Raw genomic sequence first — 18,627 nt, forward strand, 5'->3', positions numbered from 1 at the left:
GCCCACGCCTCTGCTTCTTCTGGCCGGAAGTATCCCGGGGGCCGGCATTGGTGCGCCATTGGTTCAAGCCCAATGGCGGCGGGGCAGCGCCCCCAAGGCCTGCGTGGCCCGAACGCATACCAACCGGATGCGCCGCAGGGCGCTCCCGCGGGGCTCAGCCCCCCTCGCCCAGCTCGATCTCGATCTCCCGCGTCTCGCCCTCGCGGCTGAGGCTCAGACTCACGGTGTCCCCCGGCCGGTGCGTCTCCAGCGCCGCCAGCAGGTCGTCGACCCCGCCCACGGGCTCGCCCCCCAGCCCCGTCACGATATCGCCCGGCAGCAGCCGCCCGTCCCCGGAAAGCCGCGCCGGCTCCAGCCCCGCGCGCGCCGCCGGAGACCCCGGCTCGACCCCCAGTACAAGCACACCGTCCAGCCCCTCGCGCCGCGCCATCTCGTTCACCCGCGGATCGTAGCGGATGCCCAGCGCCGGCGGCGCGTAGCGTCCCGTCTCGATCAGCTCCGGCACCACCCGGTTGACCGTATCGACCGGCACCGAGAACCCGATCCCCGCGCTGGCGCCGGAGGGGCTGTAGATCGCCGTGTTCACACCGATGAGCCGCCCCGCGCTGTCGAGCAGCGGCCCGCCCGAATTGCCCGGGTTGATCGCCGCGTCGCTCTGGATGAGCCCCGTGATCGGCCGCCCCGCGGGCGAGGGCAACTCCCGGTCGAGCGCCGAGACGATCCCGCGGGTCAGCGTCCAGTCCAGCCCGAACGGGTTGCCGATCGCCAGCACCGTCTGGCCAACCTGCAGATCGCCGCTCTCGCCCACCGTCACCGGCGCGGGCAGGTCGCGCGCCTCGATCCGAAGCACCGCCAGGTCATGCGACGGGTCGCGCCCCACCAGTTCGGCCGGAAAGCTGCGCCCGTCGGCCAGCCGCACCGTCGCGGCCGAGGCGCCTTCGATCACGTGCGTGTTGGTCACCACGTGGCCGCGGTTGTCCCACAGGAACCCCGACCCGGTGCCGCGCGGCTGCTCGTAGACGTTGCGCGACCACGGGTCCCGCACCCGTTCGGCGGTGGAAATGAAAACCACGCTGTCGCGCGCCGACTGGAACAGCTCGATCGTCGCCTGCTCCTCGGCCGCCAGGTCCCCCCGCGCCGTCACCACCCGCGGCTCCGCCTCCGGCTCGAGATAGGCCATCCGCAGGGCCGGCATCAGCTGGTAGGTCGCCGCCACCAGCATCGCGGCCAGCGTGATCATCAGCAGACGAACGGTAAAACGGTAGGTCATGGAAAATATGCTCCGGGCCCGCACATGCCGGAAAAGGTGGCCCCGGGGCCCGCCGGATTCAAGCCGCCAACCCCCTTGCGGCCCGCGAAACCCCGATGCACGCGAGACAGCGGGAAAAGTTTCACCCCGTCTGTACGCTGTGCGGCATTCCGCTGTCGCCCGGGGCGGATTCGGGCTGGTTTCTGCCGCTGCGCCACCCGACGAGACGGCCATCCTTGTAAATCGGGCCCCGGCCACATTTCTGTCTCCAGCCCGGGGCGCGCCCTCGCGATCCGGGCGAAAGAAATGGAAAAAAGGTGAGCTCAATGAAACTCAGATCACTCGCACTCACGACAGCCCTCGCCAGCACGCTGGCACTCCCCCTCTACGCGCAGGGCATCGGCGGTTCGGCCGGGGTCGGCGCAGATGCCGGCGTCGGTGGCGTCGGTGCTGACGCAGGTGTCGGCGCGGATGCCGGTGTCGGCGTCGGCGGTGCCGATGTCGGCGTTGGCGCGGATGCCGGCGCAAGCGTCAGCGGCGCGGACGTGGGCGTCGGTGCTGATGCGGATGCGAGCGTCGACAGCGACTCTGCCAGCATCGGCGTGGACGCCAACACCGATGCCAGCGTCGGCGTCGACAGCGAGAGCACCTCGAGCGCCGCATCGGTCGCCGCCGATACGCAGGCCACGCTGGGCGGCGCCGTGGCAACCGGCGCCAGCGTCGTTTCCGCCGACGGAGAGGTCATCGGCCAGGTCAGCGGCCTGCGCACCGACGAGAAAGACGGCAGCACGCAAGCCGTCGTCGACCTCGCGGCCGACCTGCAGGGCACGCTCAGCAAGGTCGCCATCGAAACGGCGAACCTGTCGGCACAAGCCGATGGCCAACTCAGCTACGGCATGACCAAGTCCGAGCTTCAGGGCCACCTGAGCGCCAATGCCGGCGCCTCGGCCAGCACCAACTAGAAGGGGTGCACCCCGCCGGGCCGCACCGTCCCTCCGCGGCCCGTTCTTGCCGGTCCTGCCCGCCCCGTCGGGCGGGGCCGGCGACCGGCAGGCGTGATGGCCTTGTGCCCCGTTTGCCCCTCGCACCAAACCCGTGCTCAAGCAGCGCCCTGCGCGGCAGCACACGAACCAGTGCTCAAGCAGCGCCCCGCGCGATAGCACACTAACCCGTGCTCAAGCAGCGCCCCGCGCGGTAGCACACGAACCAGTGCTCAAGCAGCGCCCCGCGCGGCAGCACACGAACCAGTGCTCAAGCAGCGCCCCGCGCGATAGCACAAGAAATATGGTGCGGACGGTGGGACTCGAACCCACACGGCACTAGGCCTTCGGATTTTAAGTCCGATATGTCTACCATTCCATCACGTCCGCCAGGGAAGGTGCCCAACATGTGTCACAACCCCGGACGCATGTCATCACCCCAGCGCGCCCCCGCCGCAAGCTTTGTTTTGGGCGCAACATCCCCCTAAAGCTCTTCTTCCTCCGCCTCCAGCACCGAAAGCAGCGCCCGCTCGCCCAGCCAGGGGTTCATCTCCAGCGCCTCGCGCAGCACCAGCGCGGCTTCGGCCTTGCGGTCCAGCGCTGCCAGCGTCAGCGCCTGCCCCGTCATCGCCGCGATATGGCGCGGCGACAGCGCCAGCGCGCGTTCCAGGTCGGGCAGCGCGCCATCGTAATCCTGCCGGATGAAATTGACGAAGGCCCGCTGGTTGTACCCCTCCGCGTAATCCGGGCAGTATTCGACCAGCGCATCGAACGCCACGACCGCGCCCTTGAAATCATAGGCCTCGCGCCGGCTCATCCCCTCGTCCAGCAATTCCTGTGCCCGCTGGTCCGGGGCATCGGCCCACAATTCCCACATCTCGTTCGAAATGATCCTGGCCGACCGCTCGTCGGGCGCCGCCTGCACCCGTTCGATCAACCCGGTCAGCGCGTCGGCATGATCCGGCGCCGGCGGGCACTCGGCCCATCCCGGCCCCGCGATCAGAAGTCCTGTGACTGCGGCGGCGGCAAGCTGTCTCATGGGAGGTATTATGACCCGCCGCCCGCGCAAATCAAATCACGGTTGGGAGGGTGCTTTCCTTCACCGCCTCCATCGCCACGTAGGTCGAGGTATTCGCCACGTGCGGCAGGGTCGAGACATGCTCGGCCAGGATGCGCCGGTAATCCGCCATGCTCTGCGTGCGGATCTTCAGCAGGTAGTCGAAATTCCCCGCGATCATGTGCGCCTGCTCGATTTCGGGCACCTTCAGCACGGCCGCGTTGAACTCCGCCAGCGCCCGCTCGCGCGTATCGTGCAGCCGCACCTCGACGAAGCTCACGTGATCATGGCCCAGCCGGATCGGATCGACCAGCGCGCGGTAGCCGGTGATCACCCCTGCCGCCTCCAGCCGCCGGAGCCGCGCCTGGGTGGGCGATTTCGACAGCCCGATCTCCCGCGCGAGATCGGTGATGGAAATCCGCCCGTCGCCGGCCAGCACCCGGAGAATCGCCCGGTCGAACCGGTCAAGCTGTGCATGTTCATCCTGCATGGTTTCCCCCCGATTTTCTTCCCACATGGCCTGTGATTTTGAGATTTTCGGGAAAAAGTTTAATTCAGGCAATGGTAAAATAGGATAAATCACTTCTGCCTTCAGGAGACAGCCTTGCCCTATGACAGCGATACCCGCCGCGCCATCGACCTTGCCACCTATGCCGACGAGGCCGAGACGCTCGACCGGCTGACGGCCCTTGCCGACCTGTCGGAGGCGGACCGCGCGCGCATCTGCGACCGCGGCGCGGCGCTGGTCCGCGATATCCGCAGCCAGTCGAACCCGGGGCTGATGGAAGTGTTCCTTGCCGAGTACGGCCTGTCAACGGAAGAGGGCATCGCGCTGATGTGCCTGGCCGAGGCGCTGCTCCGCGTCCCTGACGCCGAAACCATCGACGCGCTTATCGAGGACAAGATCGCGCCCTCCGACTGGGGCCGCCACATGGGCCATTCCACCTCGCCCCTCGTCAACGCCTCGACCTGGGCGCTGATGCTCACCGGCAAGGTCCTGAAGGACGAGGATCCGGGCCCGGTCAAGGCGCTGCGCGGCGCCATCCGCCGGCTGGGCGAGCCGGTGATCCGCACCGCCGTCGGCCGCGCGATGAAGGAAATGGGCCGCCAGTTCGTGCTGGGCGAAACCATCGACAGCGCCATGCACCGCGCCGCCAACATGGAGAAGAAGGGCTACACCTATTCCTACGACATGCTGGGCGAGGCCGCGCGCACCGATGACGACGCGATCCGCTATCACCTTTCCTATTCCCGCGCCATCACCGCCATCTCCGCCGCCTGCACCAACCGCGACATCCGCGACAACCCCGGCATCTCGGTCAAGCTCTCGGCGCTCCACCCCCGCTACGAGGTCGCCCAGGAAGACCTCGTCATGAACGTGCTCATGCCCCGCCTGCGCTCCCTCGCGCTCTTGGCCAAATCCGCCCGCATGGGCCTCAACATCGACGCCGAGGAAGCCGATCGCCTCTCCCTCTCCCTCGAAGTGATCGAGGCCACGCTCTCGGAACCCTCCCTCGCCGGCTGGGATGGCTTCGGCGTCGTCGTTCAGGCCTATGGCCAGCGCGCCGCCCCCGTGCTCGACCACCTCTACGACATGGCCCAGCGCCTCGACCGCAAGATCATGGTGCGGCTGGTGAAGGGCGCCTACTGGGACACCGAGATCAAGCGCGCCCAGGTCGAGGGCGTCGACGGCTTCCCCGTCTTCACCTCCAAGGCCGCGACCGACATTTCCTACATCGCCAACGCCCGCAAGCTCCTGTCGATGACCGACCGGATCTATCCGCAGTTCGCCACCCACAACGCCCACACCGCGGCGGCCGTGCTCGACATGGGCAAGGACCAGAAGGACGAGTTCGAATTCCAGCGCCTGCACGGCATGGGCGAGTCCCTCCACACCCTCATCATGAAGGCCGAAAACACCCGCTGCCGCATTTACGCCCCCGTGGGCGCCCACCGCGACCTCTTGGCCTATCTCGTCCGCCGCCTGCTGGAAAACGGCGCCAACTCCTCCTTCGTGAACCAGATCGTCGACGAGGATGTCCCGCCAGAGGAAGTCGCCCGCGATCCCTTCAACGCGGTCAGCGACATGAAAGCCCGCCTCCCCCGCGGCCCGGAACTCTTCCTTCCCGAACGCCCCAATTCCCGCGGCTTCGACCTCACCCACCAGCCCACGCTCGACCTCATCGCCGCCGAGCGTGGCCCCTTCGCCACCGCCACGTGGGAAGCGGCGCCGATCCTGGCCGCCAAATCAGCCCCGAACGAGGCCCAGCCGGTCACCAACCCCGCCGACCCGGCCGACACCCCCGGCACCGTCGCCACCGCCAGCGAAGCGGATATCGAAACCGCCCTCGCCCATGCCGAACCGTGGGATGCCCCGGCCGAGGAGCGCGCCCGCATCCTCAACCGTGCCGCCGACCTCTACGAGAAGAACTTCGGCGAGATCTTCGCCATCATCGCCCGCGAGGCCGGAAAATCCCTCCCCGACGCCGTGGCCGAGCTGCGCGAGGCGGTCGATTTCCTCCGCTACTACGCCGCCAAGGCCCCCGACGCCCAACCTGTCGGCACCTTCACCTGCATCTCGCCCTGGAACTTCCCGCTCGCCATCTTCACCGGCCAGATCAGCGCGGCGCTGGCCGCCGGCAACGCGGTGCTGTCGAAACCGGCGGAACAAACCCCGCTCATCTCCCACCTCGCCATCAAGCTTCTCCACGAGGCCGGCGTGCCGCAATCCGCCCTGCAGCTCCTCCCCGGCGCGGGCGAGGTCGGCGCGGCCCTTACCTCCGATCCGCGCGTCGACGGCGTGGCCTTCACCGGCTCCACCGCCACCGCGATGAAGATCCGTCAAGCCATGGCCGACAACCTCGCCCCCGGCGCCCCGCTCATCGCCGAAACCGGCGGGCTCAACGCCATGATCGTCGATTCCACCGCACTGCCGGAACAGGCGGTGCAGGCCATCGTCGAATCCGCCTTCCAGTCCGCCGGCCAGCGCTGCTCGGCGCTGCGCTGCCTCTACGTGCAGGAAGACATCGTCGACAGCTTCACCGAAATGCTCACCGGCGCGATGGACGCGATGGTCCTGGGCAACCCGTGGCACCTCTCTACCGACGTCGGCCCCGTGATCGACGAAGACGCCCGCTCCGGTATCGCCGCGCATATCCAGCAGGCCCGCGCCGAGGGCCGCCTGATGCACGAGCTGAAAACGCCCAACTCCGGCAGCTTCATCGCCCCCACCCTGATCCGGGTGACCGGCATCGCCGATCTCGAGCGCGAAATCTTCGGCCCCGTCCTGCACCTCGCCACCTTCAAGTCGGACGAGCTCGACGCCGTGATCGACGCCATCAACGCCACGGGCTACGGCCTCACCTTCGGCCTGCAAACCCGCATCGACGACCGCGTCCAGCACGTCACCGACCGGATCGAAGCCGGCAACATGTACGTCAACCGTAACCAGATCGGCGCCATCGTCGGCTCACAACCCTTTGGCGGCGAAGGGCTTTCCGGCACCGGCCCCAAGGCCGGCGGGCCGCACTACCTGCCCCGCTACACGCTCGCCCAGGCCCCGCAACAGGGCGGCGACTGGTCCGGCACCATGAAACAGGCCGACATCGAAAAGGCGCTCAGCCAAGCCAACACCGGCCGCGACAAGCGCCTCAACGACCTCGTCCTGCCCGGCCCCACCGGCGAGTCGAACCGCCTCGGCAGTTACCGCCGCAACGCCATCCTCTGCCTCGGGCCCGGCGCCGACACCGCGAAAGCGCAGGCAGAGGCCGTCCGCGCCCTCGGCGGCGCGGCGGTCGAGGCCACGGGCGATGTCGCCCCCGACCTGCTGACCACGCTCGACGGCCACGCCGGCGCACTCTGGTGGGGAGACACGGAAAAGGGCCGCGCCTACGCGCAGGCGCTGGCCGCCCGCACCGGCCCGATCCTGCCGCTGATCACCGGACAACCCGACCACGGCCATGTCTGCCACGAGCGCCATGTCTGCGTCGACACCACGGCCGCCGGAGGAAACGCCGCCCTGCTGGGCGGAGCCGCTTGACGCCGCCCGGCTTTCGCCGCAGCGTAAGCCCATGTTCCCCATCCGCGACCATAACCCGTCGGGGCGCACGCCCTATGTGACCTATGCCCTGATGGCGGCCAATATCGTGATATTCCTCGCGTATTGGCCGTATTTCACGGATATGCGGCAGCTCAACGCCTTCTTCTACGAATGGGCGATGGTCCCGGTGATGGTCACGCAGGACGGCACCTACCATACCGTCGTCACCTCCATGTTCCTGCATGGCGGGGTGATGCACCTGCTGGGCAACATGCTGTTCCTCTGGATCTTCGGCGACAACATGGAAGACGAGATGGGGCATCTGGGCTACCTCGCCTTCTACCTCGCCTCGGGCATCGGGGCGGGCCTCGCGCATATCCTTGCCGCACCCTACTCGCCCGTGCCCACCGTCGGGGCGTCGGGGGCCATCGCGGGGGTGATGGGCGGCTACCTGCTGCTCTTCCCGAAGGCCAAGGTCGACATCCTCGTCATCTTCATCGTCTTCTTCCGCATCTTCACCATTCCCGCATGGATCATGCTGGCGCTCTGGTTCGGCATCCAGCTCTTCGCGGGCCTCGGCGCCGATCCGTTGCAGGGCGGCGTGGCCTACTGGGCCCATGCCGGCGGGTTTATCGTCGGCGCGGTGCTGACCCTGCCGGTCTTCCTCACCCGCGGCGGCATGGCCTTCTGGCAGCGCACCCACGGCCACCCGCCGCACCCGGACGCGGAATACAAGTATGTCCGAAGCAATATTCCAAGGGTCGGGCGGCGGCGATGATCACCAAAGCCACCTGCCATTGCGGCGCGGTCGAGCTGCGCGTCGACCTCCCCGAGGGGGCGCTCGACAGGCCCATGCGCTGCGACTGCAGCTTCTGCCGGCGCCGCGCCGCACCCAATATCAGCGTGCCCGTGGCCAACCTGGAGATCGTGAAAGGCGCCGATACGCTGACGCTCTACCAGTGGAACACCGGCACGGCCCGGCACTGGTTCTGCTCGGTCTGCGGGATCTACACCCACCACCGGCGCCGCTCCGACCCCACCGAATACGGCGTCAATCTCGGCTGCCTCGACGGGGTGAACCCCGCCGACTTCGAGCCCATTCCATGGAATGACGGCGTCAACCACCCCTCCGACGCCTGAGCGAGGCCAGCCTGCAAGGGCTGGACGAGCGGCGCGTCACGCGTCGCGGATGATCCCGGAAAACTTGTCGAAGATCGCCTCGTTGGCACAGATCACCTCGCCATGCCCGAGGATGTCACGCCCTTCGCGCAGCGGCTCGATCAGCCCGCCGGCCTCGCGCACGATGATCACGCCGGCCGCAAGGTCCCACGCGTTCAGCCGCCGCTCCCAGAACCCCTCGTACCGGCCTGCGGCCACGTAGGCCATGTCCAGCGCCGCCGACCCCCAGCGCCGCACGCCGGCACAGGCCGGCATCAGCCGCGCCAGGTCCTGCAGGGTCTGCGGCAGGTCGCCCCGCCCGCCGAAGGGCACGCCGGTGGCGAAGATCGATTCGATCATCTTGCCCCGGTTCGACACCCGCAGCCGGCTTTCGTTCAGCCACGCGCCCTCGCCTTTCTCGGCCCAGTAAAGCTCGTCCTTGGCGGCGTCGAAGATGACGCCCGCTACGATCTGCCCCTTGTGCTCCAGCCCGATCGAGATCGCCCAGTGCGGCAGCCCGTGCAGGAAGTTCGTCGTCCCGTCCAGCGGGTCGACGATCCAGCGGCGGGTGGGGTCCTTGCCCTCCTCCTCGCCACCTTCCTCGGCCAGCCAGCCATAGGTCGGCCGCGCGCCCATCAGCTCTTCCTTGAGGATCTTCTCCGCCGCGATATCGGCCCGGCTCACGAAATCGCCCGCGCTCTTCATCGAGGTCTGGAGGTTCTCCACCTCGCGGAAATCCTTGACCAGCGACCGCCCCGCCTTGCGCGCGGCCTTGATCATGATGTTGACGTTTGCGCTGCCATGCATGGGCCACGAACTCCTTGTATCAGGCCGGGCGTATACGCCGCACGGTCCTGGGTGGCAAGGGGCGCCCGGGCCGGCGGTGCCGCGTGGCGGTCACAGCCCCCGGCACAGCTCGATCAGCCAGGAACGGAAGGCCCGCGCCGGCGGGCGCAGCGCGCCCCGGTCGGGATAGACAAGGTGATAGCCGCCCTGTCCCGCCACTTCGACCCCGGGCAGGCACGGCACCAGCCCCGCCTCCGCCATCGCCTTGTCGCTTGCGGGCGCGCGGGCCAGCGCGACGCCCACCCCCTCGGCCGCCATGGCCATGGCCATCACCGTGCTGTCGGCGAAGGCATGGCGCGCCCCCGCCGGCAGGATGCCCAGCGCCTCGAAGACATAGGCCCAGCCCGCCCGGTGCGTCGACACCTCGATCAGCCGGTGGCGCAACAGGTCCTGCGGCGTGGCAATATCGGCCGCGATGCCGGACCGGGCCACCGGGTACAGCCGCTCGCCCAGCAGGTAGTCGCTCTCCGCCCCGTGGGCGCTTGGGCTGCCGAAGACGACCCGCAGGTCGGCATAGCCCCGCCCGTAATCCACCTCGTCCATCGACGTGGTCAGCATCAGCGCGATATCCGGATGCGCCTCCGAGAATGCCGCGAAATGCCGGGCCAGGATGCCGTGGGCGAAGACCAGAACCGCCTGCACGTAAAGCTGCTGCTCCCGCGCCTTGCCGAACAGCCCTTCCGTGGCGTTGCGCAGGGTCAGCAGGGCCTGCTGCACGCCCGGCAGATAGGCCCGCCCCACATCGGTCAGCGTCACCGCGTGGGCGTGGCGGATGAACAGCGGCGCGCCGACCCGGTCCTCCAGCGCGCGGACCTGCTGGCTGACGGCGGCGGCCGACATGTTGAGCTCTGTCGCGGCCCGCGCAAAGCTCTCGCAGCGCGCGGCGGCCTCGAAGACGCGCAGCCAGTTGAGGGATGGGATGGGCAGGCTCATGCGCATCAGGCTAAGCTGAACTTAGCCTAAGCGTCCAGCACCAACATGCTGCGATCCGGCGGCTTTCCCTTACCCTCTCCGGAAACCTGCCCGATCACGGAGACCCAGATGTTCGACACCATCCCCCTCACCCGGGGCCGCCTTTCGCCCGAGGATGTCGCCCGCTACCGCGACGACGGCTACCTGCACCCGATCGACATCATGTCGCCGGACGAGGCCCGGACGCTCCGCGCCGAGCTCGAGACGATCGAGACCGACTGGCTCGACGCGGGCCTGCCCCGGCCGCTCTCGACCTACAAGCGCATCAACGCCCATTGCGTGCTGCCCATGGCCCACCGCGTCGCCGCCGACCCGCGCGTGCTCGACGTGGTCGAGGGCATCCTCGGGCCCGATATCCTGATCTGGTCGGCCGAGTTCTTCATCAAGGAGCCGCGCACCACCCATATCGTCTCGATGCACCAGGACCTCACCTACTGGGGCTTCGGCGCGGTCGAGCATCTCACCACCGCCTGGATCGCCCTGTCGCCCGCCACGCCGGAATCGGGCTGCATGGATTTCGTGCGCGGCAGCCACAAGAACCCGATCCTCCCGCACGAGGACACCTACGACGAGAACAACCTCCTCTCCCGCGGGCAGGAGATCCGCGTCGACATCGCCGACGCCGACCGCGTGCCCGCCATCCTCCAGCCCGGGCAGATGTCGCTTCACCACGGGCTGATGATCCACGGCTCCGGCCCCAACACCTCCGACGACCGCCGCATCGCCATGGCCATCCGCTACTGCTCCCCCGAGATCGCCCAGCAGGTCTCGGACCGCGATTACGCCATCCTCGCCCGCGGCGCCGACCGCCCCGGCAACTTCATCAACTTCACACCCCCGTGCGCCCCCTTTACGCCCGCCAGCCTCGCGCTTTACGATGAGATCAGACAGGCACAGGCCGGCGCCCTGATGAAAGGCGCCCGAACCGACAGCAAGGGATTCTATTCGTGATGGACAAGGTCAGCTTCACCCAGATGAAGGACGGCACGAGGGAAGACTACGAATTCCTCACCGCCCACGAGATCGACCACACCAAACACACCGCCCAACGCCTCCTCAAGGCGCTGGTCGAGCTTGACGAGGGCCTCTCCGGCTACCAGATCACCCGCCTCGGCCACTCGCTCCAATCCGCCACCCGCGCCTGGCGCGACGGGGCCGACACCGACTGGGTCGTCGCCGCCCTCCTCCACGACATCGGCGACATCTACGCGCCCTACAACCACGACGAATACGCCGCCACCATCCTCAAGCCCTTCCTGCGCGAGCAATGCACCTGGGTCGTCCAGACCCATGGCGATTTCCAGATGATATATTACGGCCACCACCTCGACGGCTTCGACGCCAACAAGCGCGACCGCCACAAGGGCCACCCCTATTTCGACGACAACGTCACCTTCTGCGAACGCTGGGACCAGGCAAGCTTCGACCCGAACTACGACACCCTCCCCCTCGAGTTCTTCGCGCCCATGGTCGAGGAGGTCTTCGCCCGCAAACCCTACGACCCCGAGGTCATCCGCCCCGGTGCCCGCGAACCCCTGACCGACGCGGAGGTTGCCGCAAGCCGCGCCGCCTGACGCCATTCCCGTCTTTCCCTTCGCCCTGTCATTGGGTATGCCGAACCCCGACTGGAAGTAAGCAGCGCGGGGACCGCGACAGATGGCGATGGACAAGACATTCGACGCGACAGAGGCCGAGGGCCGCATCTACGACGCCTGGGAGAACTCCGGCGCCTTCAAGGCCGGCGCCAACGCCGCCGAAGGGGCCGAGACCTTCTCGATCATGATCCCGCCGCCCAACGTGACGGGCTCCCTCCACATGGGCCACGCCTTCAACAACACGCTGCAGGATATCCTCATCCGCTGGCACCGCATGCGCGGCCACGACACGCTCTGGCAGCCGGGCCAGGACCATGCCGGCATCGCCACCCAGATGGTCGTCGAACGCCGCCTCGCCGAGGAGGGCAACGAATCCCGCCGCGACATGGGGCGCGAGAAATTCCTCGAAAAGGTCTGGGAATGGAAAACCCAGTCCGGCGGCACCATCATCAACCAGCTCAAGCGCCTCGGCGCCTCCTGCGACTGGTCGCGCAACGCCTTCACCATGTCCGGCGCCCCCGGCGCGCCCGAGGGCGAAGACGGCAATTTCCACGACGCCGTGATCAAGGTCTTCGTCGACATGTACGACAAGGGGCTGATCTACCGCGGCAAGCGGCTGGTGAACTGGGATCCGCATTTCGAGACCGCCATCTCCGATCTCGAGGTCGAGAACACCGAGACCCACGGCCATATGTGGCATTTCAAGTACCCGCTCGCGGGCGGCGAAACCTACACCTATGTCGAGCGTGACGAGAACGGAAAAGTCCTCTTCGAGGAAGAGCGCGACTATATCTCCATCGCCACCACGCGCCCGGAAACCATGCTGGGCGACGGCGCGGTCGCGGTCCACCCCTCGGATGAGCGTTACGCGCCAATCGTCGGAAAACTCTGCGAAATCCCGGTCGGCCCGAAAGAGCATCGGCGCGTGATCCCGATCATCACCGACGAGTATCCCGACCCGAATTTCGGCTCCGGCGCGGTCAAGATCACCGGCGCGCATGACTTCAACGACTACGGCGTCGCCAAGCGCGGCAACATCCCCATGTACCGCCTGATGAACACCAGCGCCCACATGCGCTCGGACGGGGCCGATTACGCCACCTGCGCCACCCGCGCCCAGGAAATCGCCAATGGCAGCGATTTCACCATCGAGGAGGTCGACACCCTCAACCTGGTGCCGGATGACCTGCGCGGTCTCGACCGGTTCGAGGCCCGCAAGAAGGTCGTCGAACAGATCACCAGCGAGGGTCTGGCCGTCGAAGTTGTAAATGATCAAGGCGAACCCGAGCCGTTTGTGGAAAACAAACCGATCATGCAGCCTTTTGGTGATCGCTCGAAGGTCGTGATCGAGCCGATGCTCACCGACCAGTGGTTTGTCGATACCCAGAAGATCGTCGGCCCCGCCATCGACTCCGTCCGCAAGGGCGAGGTCAACATCATGCCCGAGCAGGACCGCAAGGTTTACTTCCACTGGCTTGAAAACATTGAGCCATGGTGCATTTCGCGTCAGCTCTGGTGGGGCCACCAGATCCCCGTCTGGTACGGGTTCGACCTCTCCAGCCCCGGATTCCACGATGACGAGGGCGACGGCACGCTCGACCTCGTCGAGATGCTGCGCCTGCTGAACGAGGGGCACAACGCCTACCTGATGGAGTGCGCCCCCGATTTCGACGCGATAACAGATGCTTACCACGACAAGCTCGCGTCGCTCCCGGTGCCGCTTCAGGCCATGCAGGTGGTCGAGGTCAAATCGCGCGACGAGGCGCTGCACCGCCTCGCCGAAAGCCTGGCCGAGTACACCTCGTCGCAGGACCCCACGCATCTTGTCTATCCCGTCTGGCAGGATCCGGACGTGCTCGATACATGGTTCTCCTCCGGCCTCTGGCCGATCGGCACGCTGGGCTGGCCCGAGGATACGCCCGAGCTGCAAAAATACTTTCCGACCAGTGTCTTGGTGACCGGCTTTGACATTATCTTCTTCTGGGTCGCCCGGATGATGATGATGCAATATGCCGTCGTGGGCCAACGCCCCTTTGATCATGTCTACGTCCACGCCCTCGTCCGCGACGAGAAGGGCAAGAAAATGTCCAAGTCGCTGGGCAACGTGCTCGACCCGCTGGAACTGATCGAGGAATATGGTGCCGACGCCGTCCGCTTCACCCTCACGGCCATGGCCGCCATGGGCCGCGACCTGAAGCTTTCCACGCAACGCATTGCAGGCTATCGGAATTTCGGCACCAAGCTCTGGAACGCCGCGCGGTTTGCCGAGATGAACGGCGCCACCGGCTCCGACGGTGCGATCCCGCAGCCCACCGCCACGGTGAACCGCTGGATCGTGGGCGAAACCGCCAAGGTCCGGGCCGAGGTCGATACCGCGCTTGAGCAATTCCGCTTCAACGACGCGGCCAACGCGCTTTATGCCTTCGTCTGGGGCAAGGTCTGCGACTGGTATGTCGAATTCTCCAAGCCGCTCCTGCTCGACGGCGACGAGGCCACCAAATCCGAGACGCAGGCAACGATGGCCTGGGTCATCGACCAGTGCCTTGTCCTCCTGCATCCGATCATGCCCTTCATCACTGAAGAGCTTTGGGGAACCCTCGGAAAACGCGAGAAAATGCTGGTTCACGCCGGCTGGCCGACCTATGGCGAAGAGCTGATCGACCGCGACGCCGACCGCGAGATGAACTGGGTCATCGACCTGATCGACTCGATCCGCTCGGCCCGTGCCCAGGTGCATGTGCCCGTGGGCCTGCATATCCCGATGCTGGTGACCGAAATCGACGGCGCCGCCAAGGCCGCCTGGGACCGCAACGAGGTGATGATCAAGCGTCTCGCCCGCATCGACAGCCTAACACCGACTGATGCCCTGCCCAAGGGCTGCATCACCGTCCCCGCGGACGGCGCCAGCTTCGGCCTTCCGCTCGCCGACGTGATCGACGTGGAAGAGGAAAAAGCCCGGCTCGAAAAGACCCTCGGCAAGCTCGAGAAGGAACTGGGCGGCCTGCGCGGCCGGCTCAACAATCCGAAATTCGTCGAAAGCGCGCCGGATGACGTGGTCGAGGAGGCCCGAGAGAACCTGCGCGCCCGGGAAGAGGAAGAGGCCAAGATCCGCGCCGCGCTCGACCGGCTGGCCGAGCTGGGCTGACGTCGCACCGACGTAATACCGACAAGATACCGACGTTATACCGACGTTGGATTTTGCCTATTTGAACTCCGGATCGCGGCCCGCCATGTTGGCCGCGATCACCTCCATCTGGTCTGCCTTGCCCATCAGACTGGCCTGCTCCCGGCTTTCTTCCAGAAGCACCTCCTCCTCGCCCGCACCGCTTTCGGCGAACCCGATCAGCCGCTTCGCCGCGCGCATGGCCGAGGGGCTTTTCCCCGCGATCTGCTGCGCGATTTCCTTCGCCCTTTCAAAGGGTTGCCCGTTGATTTCGGTCACCAGCCCCCAAGCCTCGCCCTGCTCCGCCTCGATCGGTTCGGCGGTATAGGTCAGCTTCCGGATCACGTCCGACCGGGCCAGTTTCGGCAACAGAACCATCCCGCCCATGTCGGGAATCAGCCCCCATTTCATTTCCATTACAGCCAGTTTCGTGCCCGGCGCCGCAACCCTGACATCCGCCCCCAGCGCCAACTGGAACCCGGCCCCGAACGCCACCCCCTGCACGGCCCCGATCACCGGCACCGGCACCTTGCGCCAGACCATGGCAACCTCTTGAAACAGATTGGTTTTTCCGTGTGTCCGCGGCATGATTCTGGCCTCCGGATCGCCCGCCGCATGCTTGGCGAAACTCATCACGTCGAGCCCCGCACAAAACGCCTTCCCGGCCCCCGAAAGAACCACCGCCCGGATATCCGCCTCCACCAGGCTCTCCCCCGCCTCGACGATCCCCTCGGCCATATCCATGTCGACGGCATTCATCTTCTCGGGACGGTTGAGGGTGACAAAGGCAATGTTATCAATGATTTCGACGGTCACACGCGGCATGGGGGATCTCCTTCTCTGCGCCCCATCAAACCCCGATTCCCGTTCTGCCGCCATCGAAACGTGACGGCATCCCGCCCTTGCAACCCCGCCACGACTGGTCTTATCTCCCGCCATGACAGGACCACGCTATACAGATCTCGTAAACTCCCTCCCCGCCAACGTCCCCTTCGTCGGCCCCGAGGAACAGGAACGCGCCCGCGGCGCCCCCTTCCGCGCCCGCCTCGGCGCCAATGAAAGCCTGTTCGGCCCCTCGCCCAAGGCGGTTGCCGCCATGCGCGAGGAGGCGGCGCAGGTCTGGAAATACGGCGATCCGACGAGCCATGACCTGCGCGTCGCCGTGGCCGCGCATCACGGGGTCGGGCTGGAAAACGTGCTGATCGGCGAGGGGATCGACGGGCTGCTGGGGTATCTCGTGCGGCTGTTGATCGCGCCCGGGGATGCGGTGGTGACCTCCGAGGGGGCGTATCCGACGTTCAACTACCACGTCGCGGGCTTTGGCGGCGCGTTGCACAAGGTGCGCTACCGCGATGACCATGAAGACCCCAACCGGTTGTTTTCCAAGGCAAAGGAGACCGGGGCAAAGCTTGTCTACCTCGCCAATCCCGATAACCCGATGGGCAGCTGGCACAGCGGCGAGACCATCGTGAAGGCGCTGGACCAACTGCCCGAGGGCTGTTTGCTGCTGCTCGACGAGGCTTACGTGGAGTTTGCCCCCGAAGGCACTGCTGCACCGATCGCTGCGGATGACCCGCGCGTCATCCGGATGCGCACCTTTTCAAAGGCTTACGGGATGGCAGGCGCCCGGATCGGTTATGCCATCGGCGCCCGGGACCTAATCCGCAGTTTCGACAAGATCCGCAACCATTTCGGCATGAACCGGGTGGCGCAAGCCGGCGCGCTGGCGGCACTGCAGGATCGCGGCTGGCTCGATTACGTGTGCCGGAAGGTGGACGAATCGCGGCACGAGATCGCGCGGATCGCCTCGGAAAGCGGCATGGCGGCCCTGCCCTCGGCCACGAATTTCGTGGCGGTCGATTGCGGTCGGGACGGGGCGTTCGCCACCGGGATCCTCGAGGCCCTGGTCGCACGCGGCGTCTTCGTCCGCAAGCCCTTCGTCGCCCCGCAGGACCGCTGCATTCGCATCAGCTGCGGCCGGCCGGAGGATATGGCGGTGCTGGCCGAGGCGCTGCCGGAAGCGCTCGCAGAGGTGGCCGAGTAAGCGCCATCGCGCAATATTTACTCGGCGAGGCGCGAACTTGGCGATAAGCTTCGGCAATGAGGAAAGGTACGCTGCCAGAAGCCCCGAATTACACCAATGCCGCGCTGGTGATGGCACTGGTCAATTTGCTTTGGATCTTCATGGTCTTGTGGGCCGTCTTTGGCCTGCCCGTGGTGCTGGCGATCAGTTACGGGCTGAACCTTCTGATTTCCCGGATCGCGCACCGCGCCTGACGGTCAGCCCGCCGCCAGCGTGGCCGCCGCCGCCTCGACCGCGCCCGACCCGTGGGGAATGTCGAGGGCGGAGAGGCCCGCTTCCATCACCGCCAGGACGCCAAGGACCATGTGGGCATTGACGTGGCCCATGTGGCCGATGCGGAAGTAGCCGTCACCCTTCGGGTCTTCCTCGGTGCCCATGCCCAGGCCAATGCCCAGCGTGACGCCGGCATTCGCCTCCAGCCATTGCCGCAGGCGCGTGCCGTCAGGTGCATCGAGCGCCAGCGAGGTCACGGCATGGCTGCGATGGGCGCGGTCGGCCACGTTGAGCCGCAGCCCCCCCGCCTGCCCCCAGATCTCGCAGGCGCTCCAAATGGCTTTGGCCAGCCGCTCGTGCCGGGCCCAGACGGCCTCGATCCCCTCGGCATGGATCATGTCGAGCGCGGCGCGCAGGCCGTAGATGTGGTGCGTGGGGGCGGTGCCGCCGAAATACTGGTAGAACATCTCCGGTTCCGCCCGAAGCCGCCAGTCCCAGTAGCGGGAGACGCGTGGCACGGCCGCCCGCGCCTCGGCCGCGCGGGGGTTGAAGAAGACGAAGCCCAGCCCCGGCGGCACCATGAAGCCTTTCTGGCTGGCGGCGACGGCAACATCGACGCCCCAGGCGTCCATCTCGAACCGGTCGCAGCCCATCGAGGCGATGCAGTCGGCCATCAGGAGCGCCGGGTGACCCGCCGCGTCGATGGCCTGCCGCACGGCGGCGATATCGTTGCGGATCGAGGTGGACGTATCGACATGAGTGGCCAGAACCGCCTTGATCCGGCGGTCCGTGTCGGTGCGCAGGGCGTGCTCGACGCGGTTGGGATCGATGGGCGTGCGGCGGCCGAAATCAATCAACTCGACCTCCACGCCGAGCGACTCGGCAATCTCAGCCCAGCCGAGGCCGAACCGCCCGGTGGCGGGCACGAGGACGTGGTCGCCCGGCCCAACCACGTTGGCGAGCGACGCCTCCCACGCGCCGTGGCCGTTGGCGATGTAGATGGTGGCGTGGCCTTCTGTCCGCGCCACGCGCCGCAGGTCGGGGATCAGGCTGTCGGTGACGTCCACCACCTCGCCCGCGTAGATGTTGGGCGCGGTTCGGTGCATGGCGCGCAGCACCTCCTCGGGCATCACCGAGGGGCCGGGGATGGCCAGGTAGGGGCGGCCGCCTGCATCGCTCATGTCACTCTCCTTCAAGGGGTCGGCGGGACTTTACGCCGCGCGCCGGGGGCGTCAATCGGCGATCACACGGGTTGCCTTGCGGTCAGGTTGC

16 protein-coding genes and 1 tRNA gene are annotated in these 18,627 nt (G+C 67.1%); 9 read left to right on the top strand and 8 right to left on the bottom strand.

Features of this window, described 5'->3' with window-relative positions:
- Nucleotides 1-154 precede the first annotated feature (154 nt).
- Nucleotides 155-1,240 (bottom strand): trypsin-like peptidase domain-containing protein, encoded by a 1,086-nt coding sequence (locus QUV18_RS13215; RefSeq protein ID WP_300894443.1) that lies wholly within the window; start codon nucleotides 1,238-1,240, stop codon nucleotides 155-157.
- A 335-nt stretch (nucleotides 1,241-1,575) separates the two neighbouring features.
- On the opposite strand from QUV18_RS13215, the gene QUV18_RS13220 reads away from it, so the two are divergent.
- Nucleotides 1,576-2,211 (top strand): hypothetical protein, encoded by a 636-nt coding sequence (locus QUV18_RS13220; protein WP_300894402.1) that lies wholly within the window; start codon nucleotides 1,576-1,578, stop codon nucleotides 2,209-2,211.
- A gap of 323 nt (nucleotides 2,212-2,534) precedes the next feature.
- On the opposite strand, the gene QUV18_RS13225 is transcribed toward QUV18_RS13220, so the two are convergent.
- The 3 genes from QUV18_RS13225 to QUV18_RS13235 all read right to left on the bottom strand — a co-directional run bounded on the left by QUV18_RS13225 (nucleotide 2,535) and on the right by QUV18_RS13235 (nucleotide 3,776).
- A tRNA-Leu gene (locus QUV18_RS13225) sits at nucleotides 2,535-2,619 on the bottom strand.
- Between the two features lie 94 nt (nucleotides 2,620-2,713).
- Nucleotides 2,714-3,268: a hypothetical protein gene (locus QUV18_RS13230; RefSeq protein ID WP_300894403.1), complete on the bottom strand. Its 555-nt coding sequence runs from the start codon at nucleotides 3,266-3,268 to the stop codon at nucleotides 2,714-2,716.
- 31 nt (nucleotides 3,269-3,299) lie between these two features.
- Nucleotides 3,300-3,776, bottom strand: coding sequence for an Lrp/AsnC ligand binding domain-containing protein (locus tag QUV18_RS13235; protein WP_300894404.1), 477 nt, complete (start codon nucleotides 3,774-3,776; stop codon nucleotides 3,300-3,302).
- A gap of 114 nt (nucleotides 3,777-3,890) precedes the next feature.
- On the opposite strand from QUV18_RS13235, the gene putA reads away from it, so the two are divergent.
- The 3 genes from putA to QUV18_RS13250 are packed head-to-tail and all read left to right on the top strand — an operon-like array spanning nucleotide 3,891 to nucleotide 8,465.
- The gene (putA, locus tag QUV18_RS13240; RefSeq protein ID WP_300894405.1) at nucleotides 3,891-7,325 is read left to right on the top strand and encodes a bifunctional proline dehydrogenase/L-glutamate gamma-semialdehyde dehydrogenase PutA; all 3,435 of its coding nucleotides are present in this window, start codon (nucleotides 3,891-3,893) and stop codon (nucleotides 7,323-7,325) included.
- A gap of 31 nt (nucleotides 7,326-7,356) precedes the next feature.
- The gene (locus tag QUV18_RS13245) at nucleotides 7,357-8,103 is read left to right on the top strand and encodes a rhomboid family intramembrane serine protease (RefSeq protein ID WP_300894406.1); all 747 of its coding nucleotides are present in this window, start codon (nucleotides 7,357-7,359) and stop codon (nucleotides 8,101-8,103) included.
- Nucleotides 8,100-8,465 (top strand): GFA family protein, encoded by a 366-nt coding sequence (locus QUV18_RS13250; protein ID WP_300894407.1) that lies wholly within the window; start codon nucleotides 8,100-8,102, stop codon nucleotides 8,463-8,465. Before QUV18_RS13245 ends, QUV18_RS13250 begins: the two co-directional genes overlap by 4 nt.
- A gap of 36 nt (nucleotides 8,466-8,501) precedes the next feature.
- Here the strand turns inward: QUV18_RS13250 and QUV18_RS13255 are convergent, their stop codons facing one another.
- On the bottom strand, nucleotides 8,502-9,290 hold the full coding sequence (locus tag QUV18_RS13255; protein WP_300894408.1) for an inositol monophosphatase family protein: 789 nt from the start codon (nucleotides 9,288-9,290) through the stop codon (nucleotides 8,502-8,504).
- 90 nt (nucleotides 9,291-9,380) lie between these two features.
- Nucleotides 9,381-10,262, bottom strand: coding sequence for a LysR substrate-binding domain-containing protein (locus QUV18_RS13260; RefSeq protein ID WP_300894409.1), 882 nt, complete (start codon nucleotides 10,260-10,262; stop codon nucleotides 9,381-9,383).
- 108 nt (nucleotides 10,263-10,370) lie between these two features.
- Here QUV18_RS13260 and QUV18_RS13265 point away from each other — a divergent pair, with 108 nt between their 5' ends.
- From QUV18_RS13265 to QUV18_RS13275, 3 genes are all read left to right on the top strand, one after another.
- Entirely contained in the window at nucleotides 10,371-11,252 is an 882-nt protein-coding gene (locus QUV18_RS13265) for a phytanoyl-CoA dioxygenase family protein (protein ID WP_300894410.1), read from the top strand.
- On the top strand, nucleotides 11,252-11,875 hold the full coding sequence (locus tag QUV18_RS13270; RefSeq protein WP_300894411.1) for an HD domain-containing protein: 624 nt from the start codon (nucleotides 11,252-11,254) through the stop codon (nucleotides 11,873-11,875). The genes QUV18_RS13265 and QUV18_RS13270 overlap by 1 nt, the downstream gene beginning before the upstream one ends.
- Nucleotides 11,876-11,957: 82 nt before the next feature.
- Nucleotides 11,958-15,041, top strand: a complete 3,084-nt coding sequence (locus QUV18_RS13275) for a valine--tRNA ligase (RefSeq protein ID WP_300894412.1) — start codon at nucleotides 11,958-11,960, stop codon at nucleotides 15,039-15,041.
- A gap of 57 nt (nucleotides 15,042-15,098) precedes the next feature.
- On the opposite strand, the gene QUV18_RS13280 is transcribed toward QUV18_RS13275, so the two are convergent.
- A complete protein-coding gene (locus QUV18_RS13280) occupies nucleotides 15,099-15,884 on the bottom strand; it encodes a crotonase/enoyl-CoA hydratase family protein (RefSeq protein ID WP_300894413.1) in 786 nt (261 codons plus the stop codon).
- A gap of 112 nt (nucleotides 15,885-15,996) precedes the next feature.
- On the opposite strand from QUV18_RS13280, the gene QUV18_RS13285 reads away from it, so the two are divergent.
- Together QUV18_RS13285 and QUV18_RS13290 are read left to right on the top strand one after the other, a co-directional pair.
- Entirely contained in the window at nucleotides 15,997-17,103 is a 1,107-nt protein-coding gene (locus QUV18_RS13285) for a pyridoxal phosphate-dependent aminotransferase (protein ID WP_300894414.1), read from the top strand.
- 56 nt (nucleotides 17,104-17,159) lie between these two features.
- Nucleotides 17,160-17,336 (top strand): hypothetical protein, encoded by a 177-nt coding sequence (locus QUV18_RS13290; protein WP_300894415.1) that lies wholly within the window; start codon nucleotides 17,160-17,162, stop codon nucleotides 17,334-17,336.
- A gap of 3 nt (nucleotides 17,337-17,339) precedes the next feature.
- On the opposite strand, the gene QUV18_RS13295 is transcribed toward QUV18_RS13290, so the two are convergent.
- Entirely contained in the window at nucleotides 17,340-18,536 is a 1,197-nt protein-coding gene (locus QUV18_RS13295) for an alanine--glyoxylate aminotransferase family protein (protein WP_300894416.1), read from the bottom strand.
- Between the last annotated feature and the right edge of the window lie 91 nt (nucleotides 18,537-18,627).

The sequence above is a fragment of the Roseovarius sp. genome, from assembly GCF_030373445.1.
Lineage (GTDB): Bacteria > Pseudomonadota > Alphaproteobacteria > Rhodobacterales > Rhodobacteraceae > Roseovarius.

Excerpts from the sequence above, each read along its gene's own strand:
- QUV18_RS13255 (WP_300894408.1), bottom strand. The coding sequence starts at position 9,290 with ATGCATGGCAGCGCAAACGTCAACATCATGATCAAGGCCGCGCGCAAG.
- QUV18_RS13260 (WP_300894409.1), bottom strand. The coding sequence starts at position 10,262 with ATGAGCCTGCCCATCCCATCCCTCAACTGGCTGCGCGTCTTCGAGGCC.
- QUV18_RS13275 (WP_300894412.1), top strand. The coding sequence starts at position 11,958 with ATGGCGATGGACAAGACATTCGACGCGACAGAGGCCGAGGGCCGCATC.
- QUV18_RS13220 (WP_300894402.1), top strand. The coding sequence starts at position 1,576 with ATGAAACTCAGATCACTCGCACTCACGACAGCCCTCGCCAGCACGCTG.
- QUV18_RS13285 (WP_300894414.1), top strand. The coding sequence starts at position 15,997 with ATGACAGGACCACGCTATACAGATCTCGTAAACTCCCTCCCCGCCAAC.
- QUV18_RS13295 (WP_300894416.1), bottom strand. The coding sequence starts at position 18,536 with ATGAGCGATGCAGGCGGCCGCCCCTACCTGGCCATCCCCGGCCCCTCG.
- QUV18_RS13215 (WP_300894443.1), bottom strand. The coding sequence starts at position 1,240 with ATGATCACGCTGGCCGCGATGCTGGTGGCGGCGACCTACCAGCTGATG.
- QUV18_RS13230 (WP_300894403.1), bottom strand. The coding sequence starts at position 3,268 with ATGAGACAGCTTGCCGCCGCCGCAGTCACAGGACTTCTGATCGCGGGG.
- QUV18_RS13235 (WP_300894404.1), bottom strand. The coding sequence starts at position 3,776 with ATGCAGGATGAACATGCACAGCTTGACCGGTTCGACCGGGCGATTCTC.
- QUV18_RS13280 (WP_300894413.1), bottom strand. The coding sequence starts at position 15,884 with ATGCCGCGTGTGACCGTCGAAATCATTGATAACATTGCCTTTGTCACC.
- QUV18_RS13265 (WP_300894410.1), top strand. The coding sequence starts at position 10,371 with ATGTTCGACACCATCCCCCTCACCCGGGGCCGCCTTTCGCCCGAGGAT.
- QUV18_RS13290 (WP_300894415.1), top strand. The coding sequence starts at position 17,160 with ATGAGGAAAGGTACGCTGCCAGAAGCCCCGAATTACACCAATGCCGCG.
- QUV18_RS13250 (WP_300894407.1), top strand. The coding sequence starts at position 8,100 with ATGATCACCAAAGCCACCTGCCATTGCGGCGCGGTCGAGCTGCGCGTC.
- QUV18_RS13245 (WP_300894406.1), top strand. The coding sequence starts at position 7,357 with ATGTTCCCCATCCGCGACCATAACCCGTCGGGGCGCACGCCCTATGTG.
- QUV18_RS13270 (WP_300894411.1), top strand. The coding sequence starts at position 11,252 with ATGGACAAGGTCAGCTTCACCCAGATGAAGGACGGCACGAGGGAAGAC.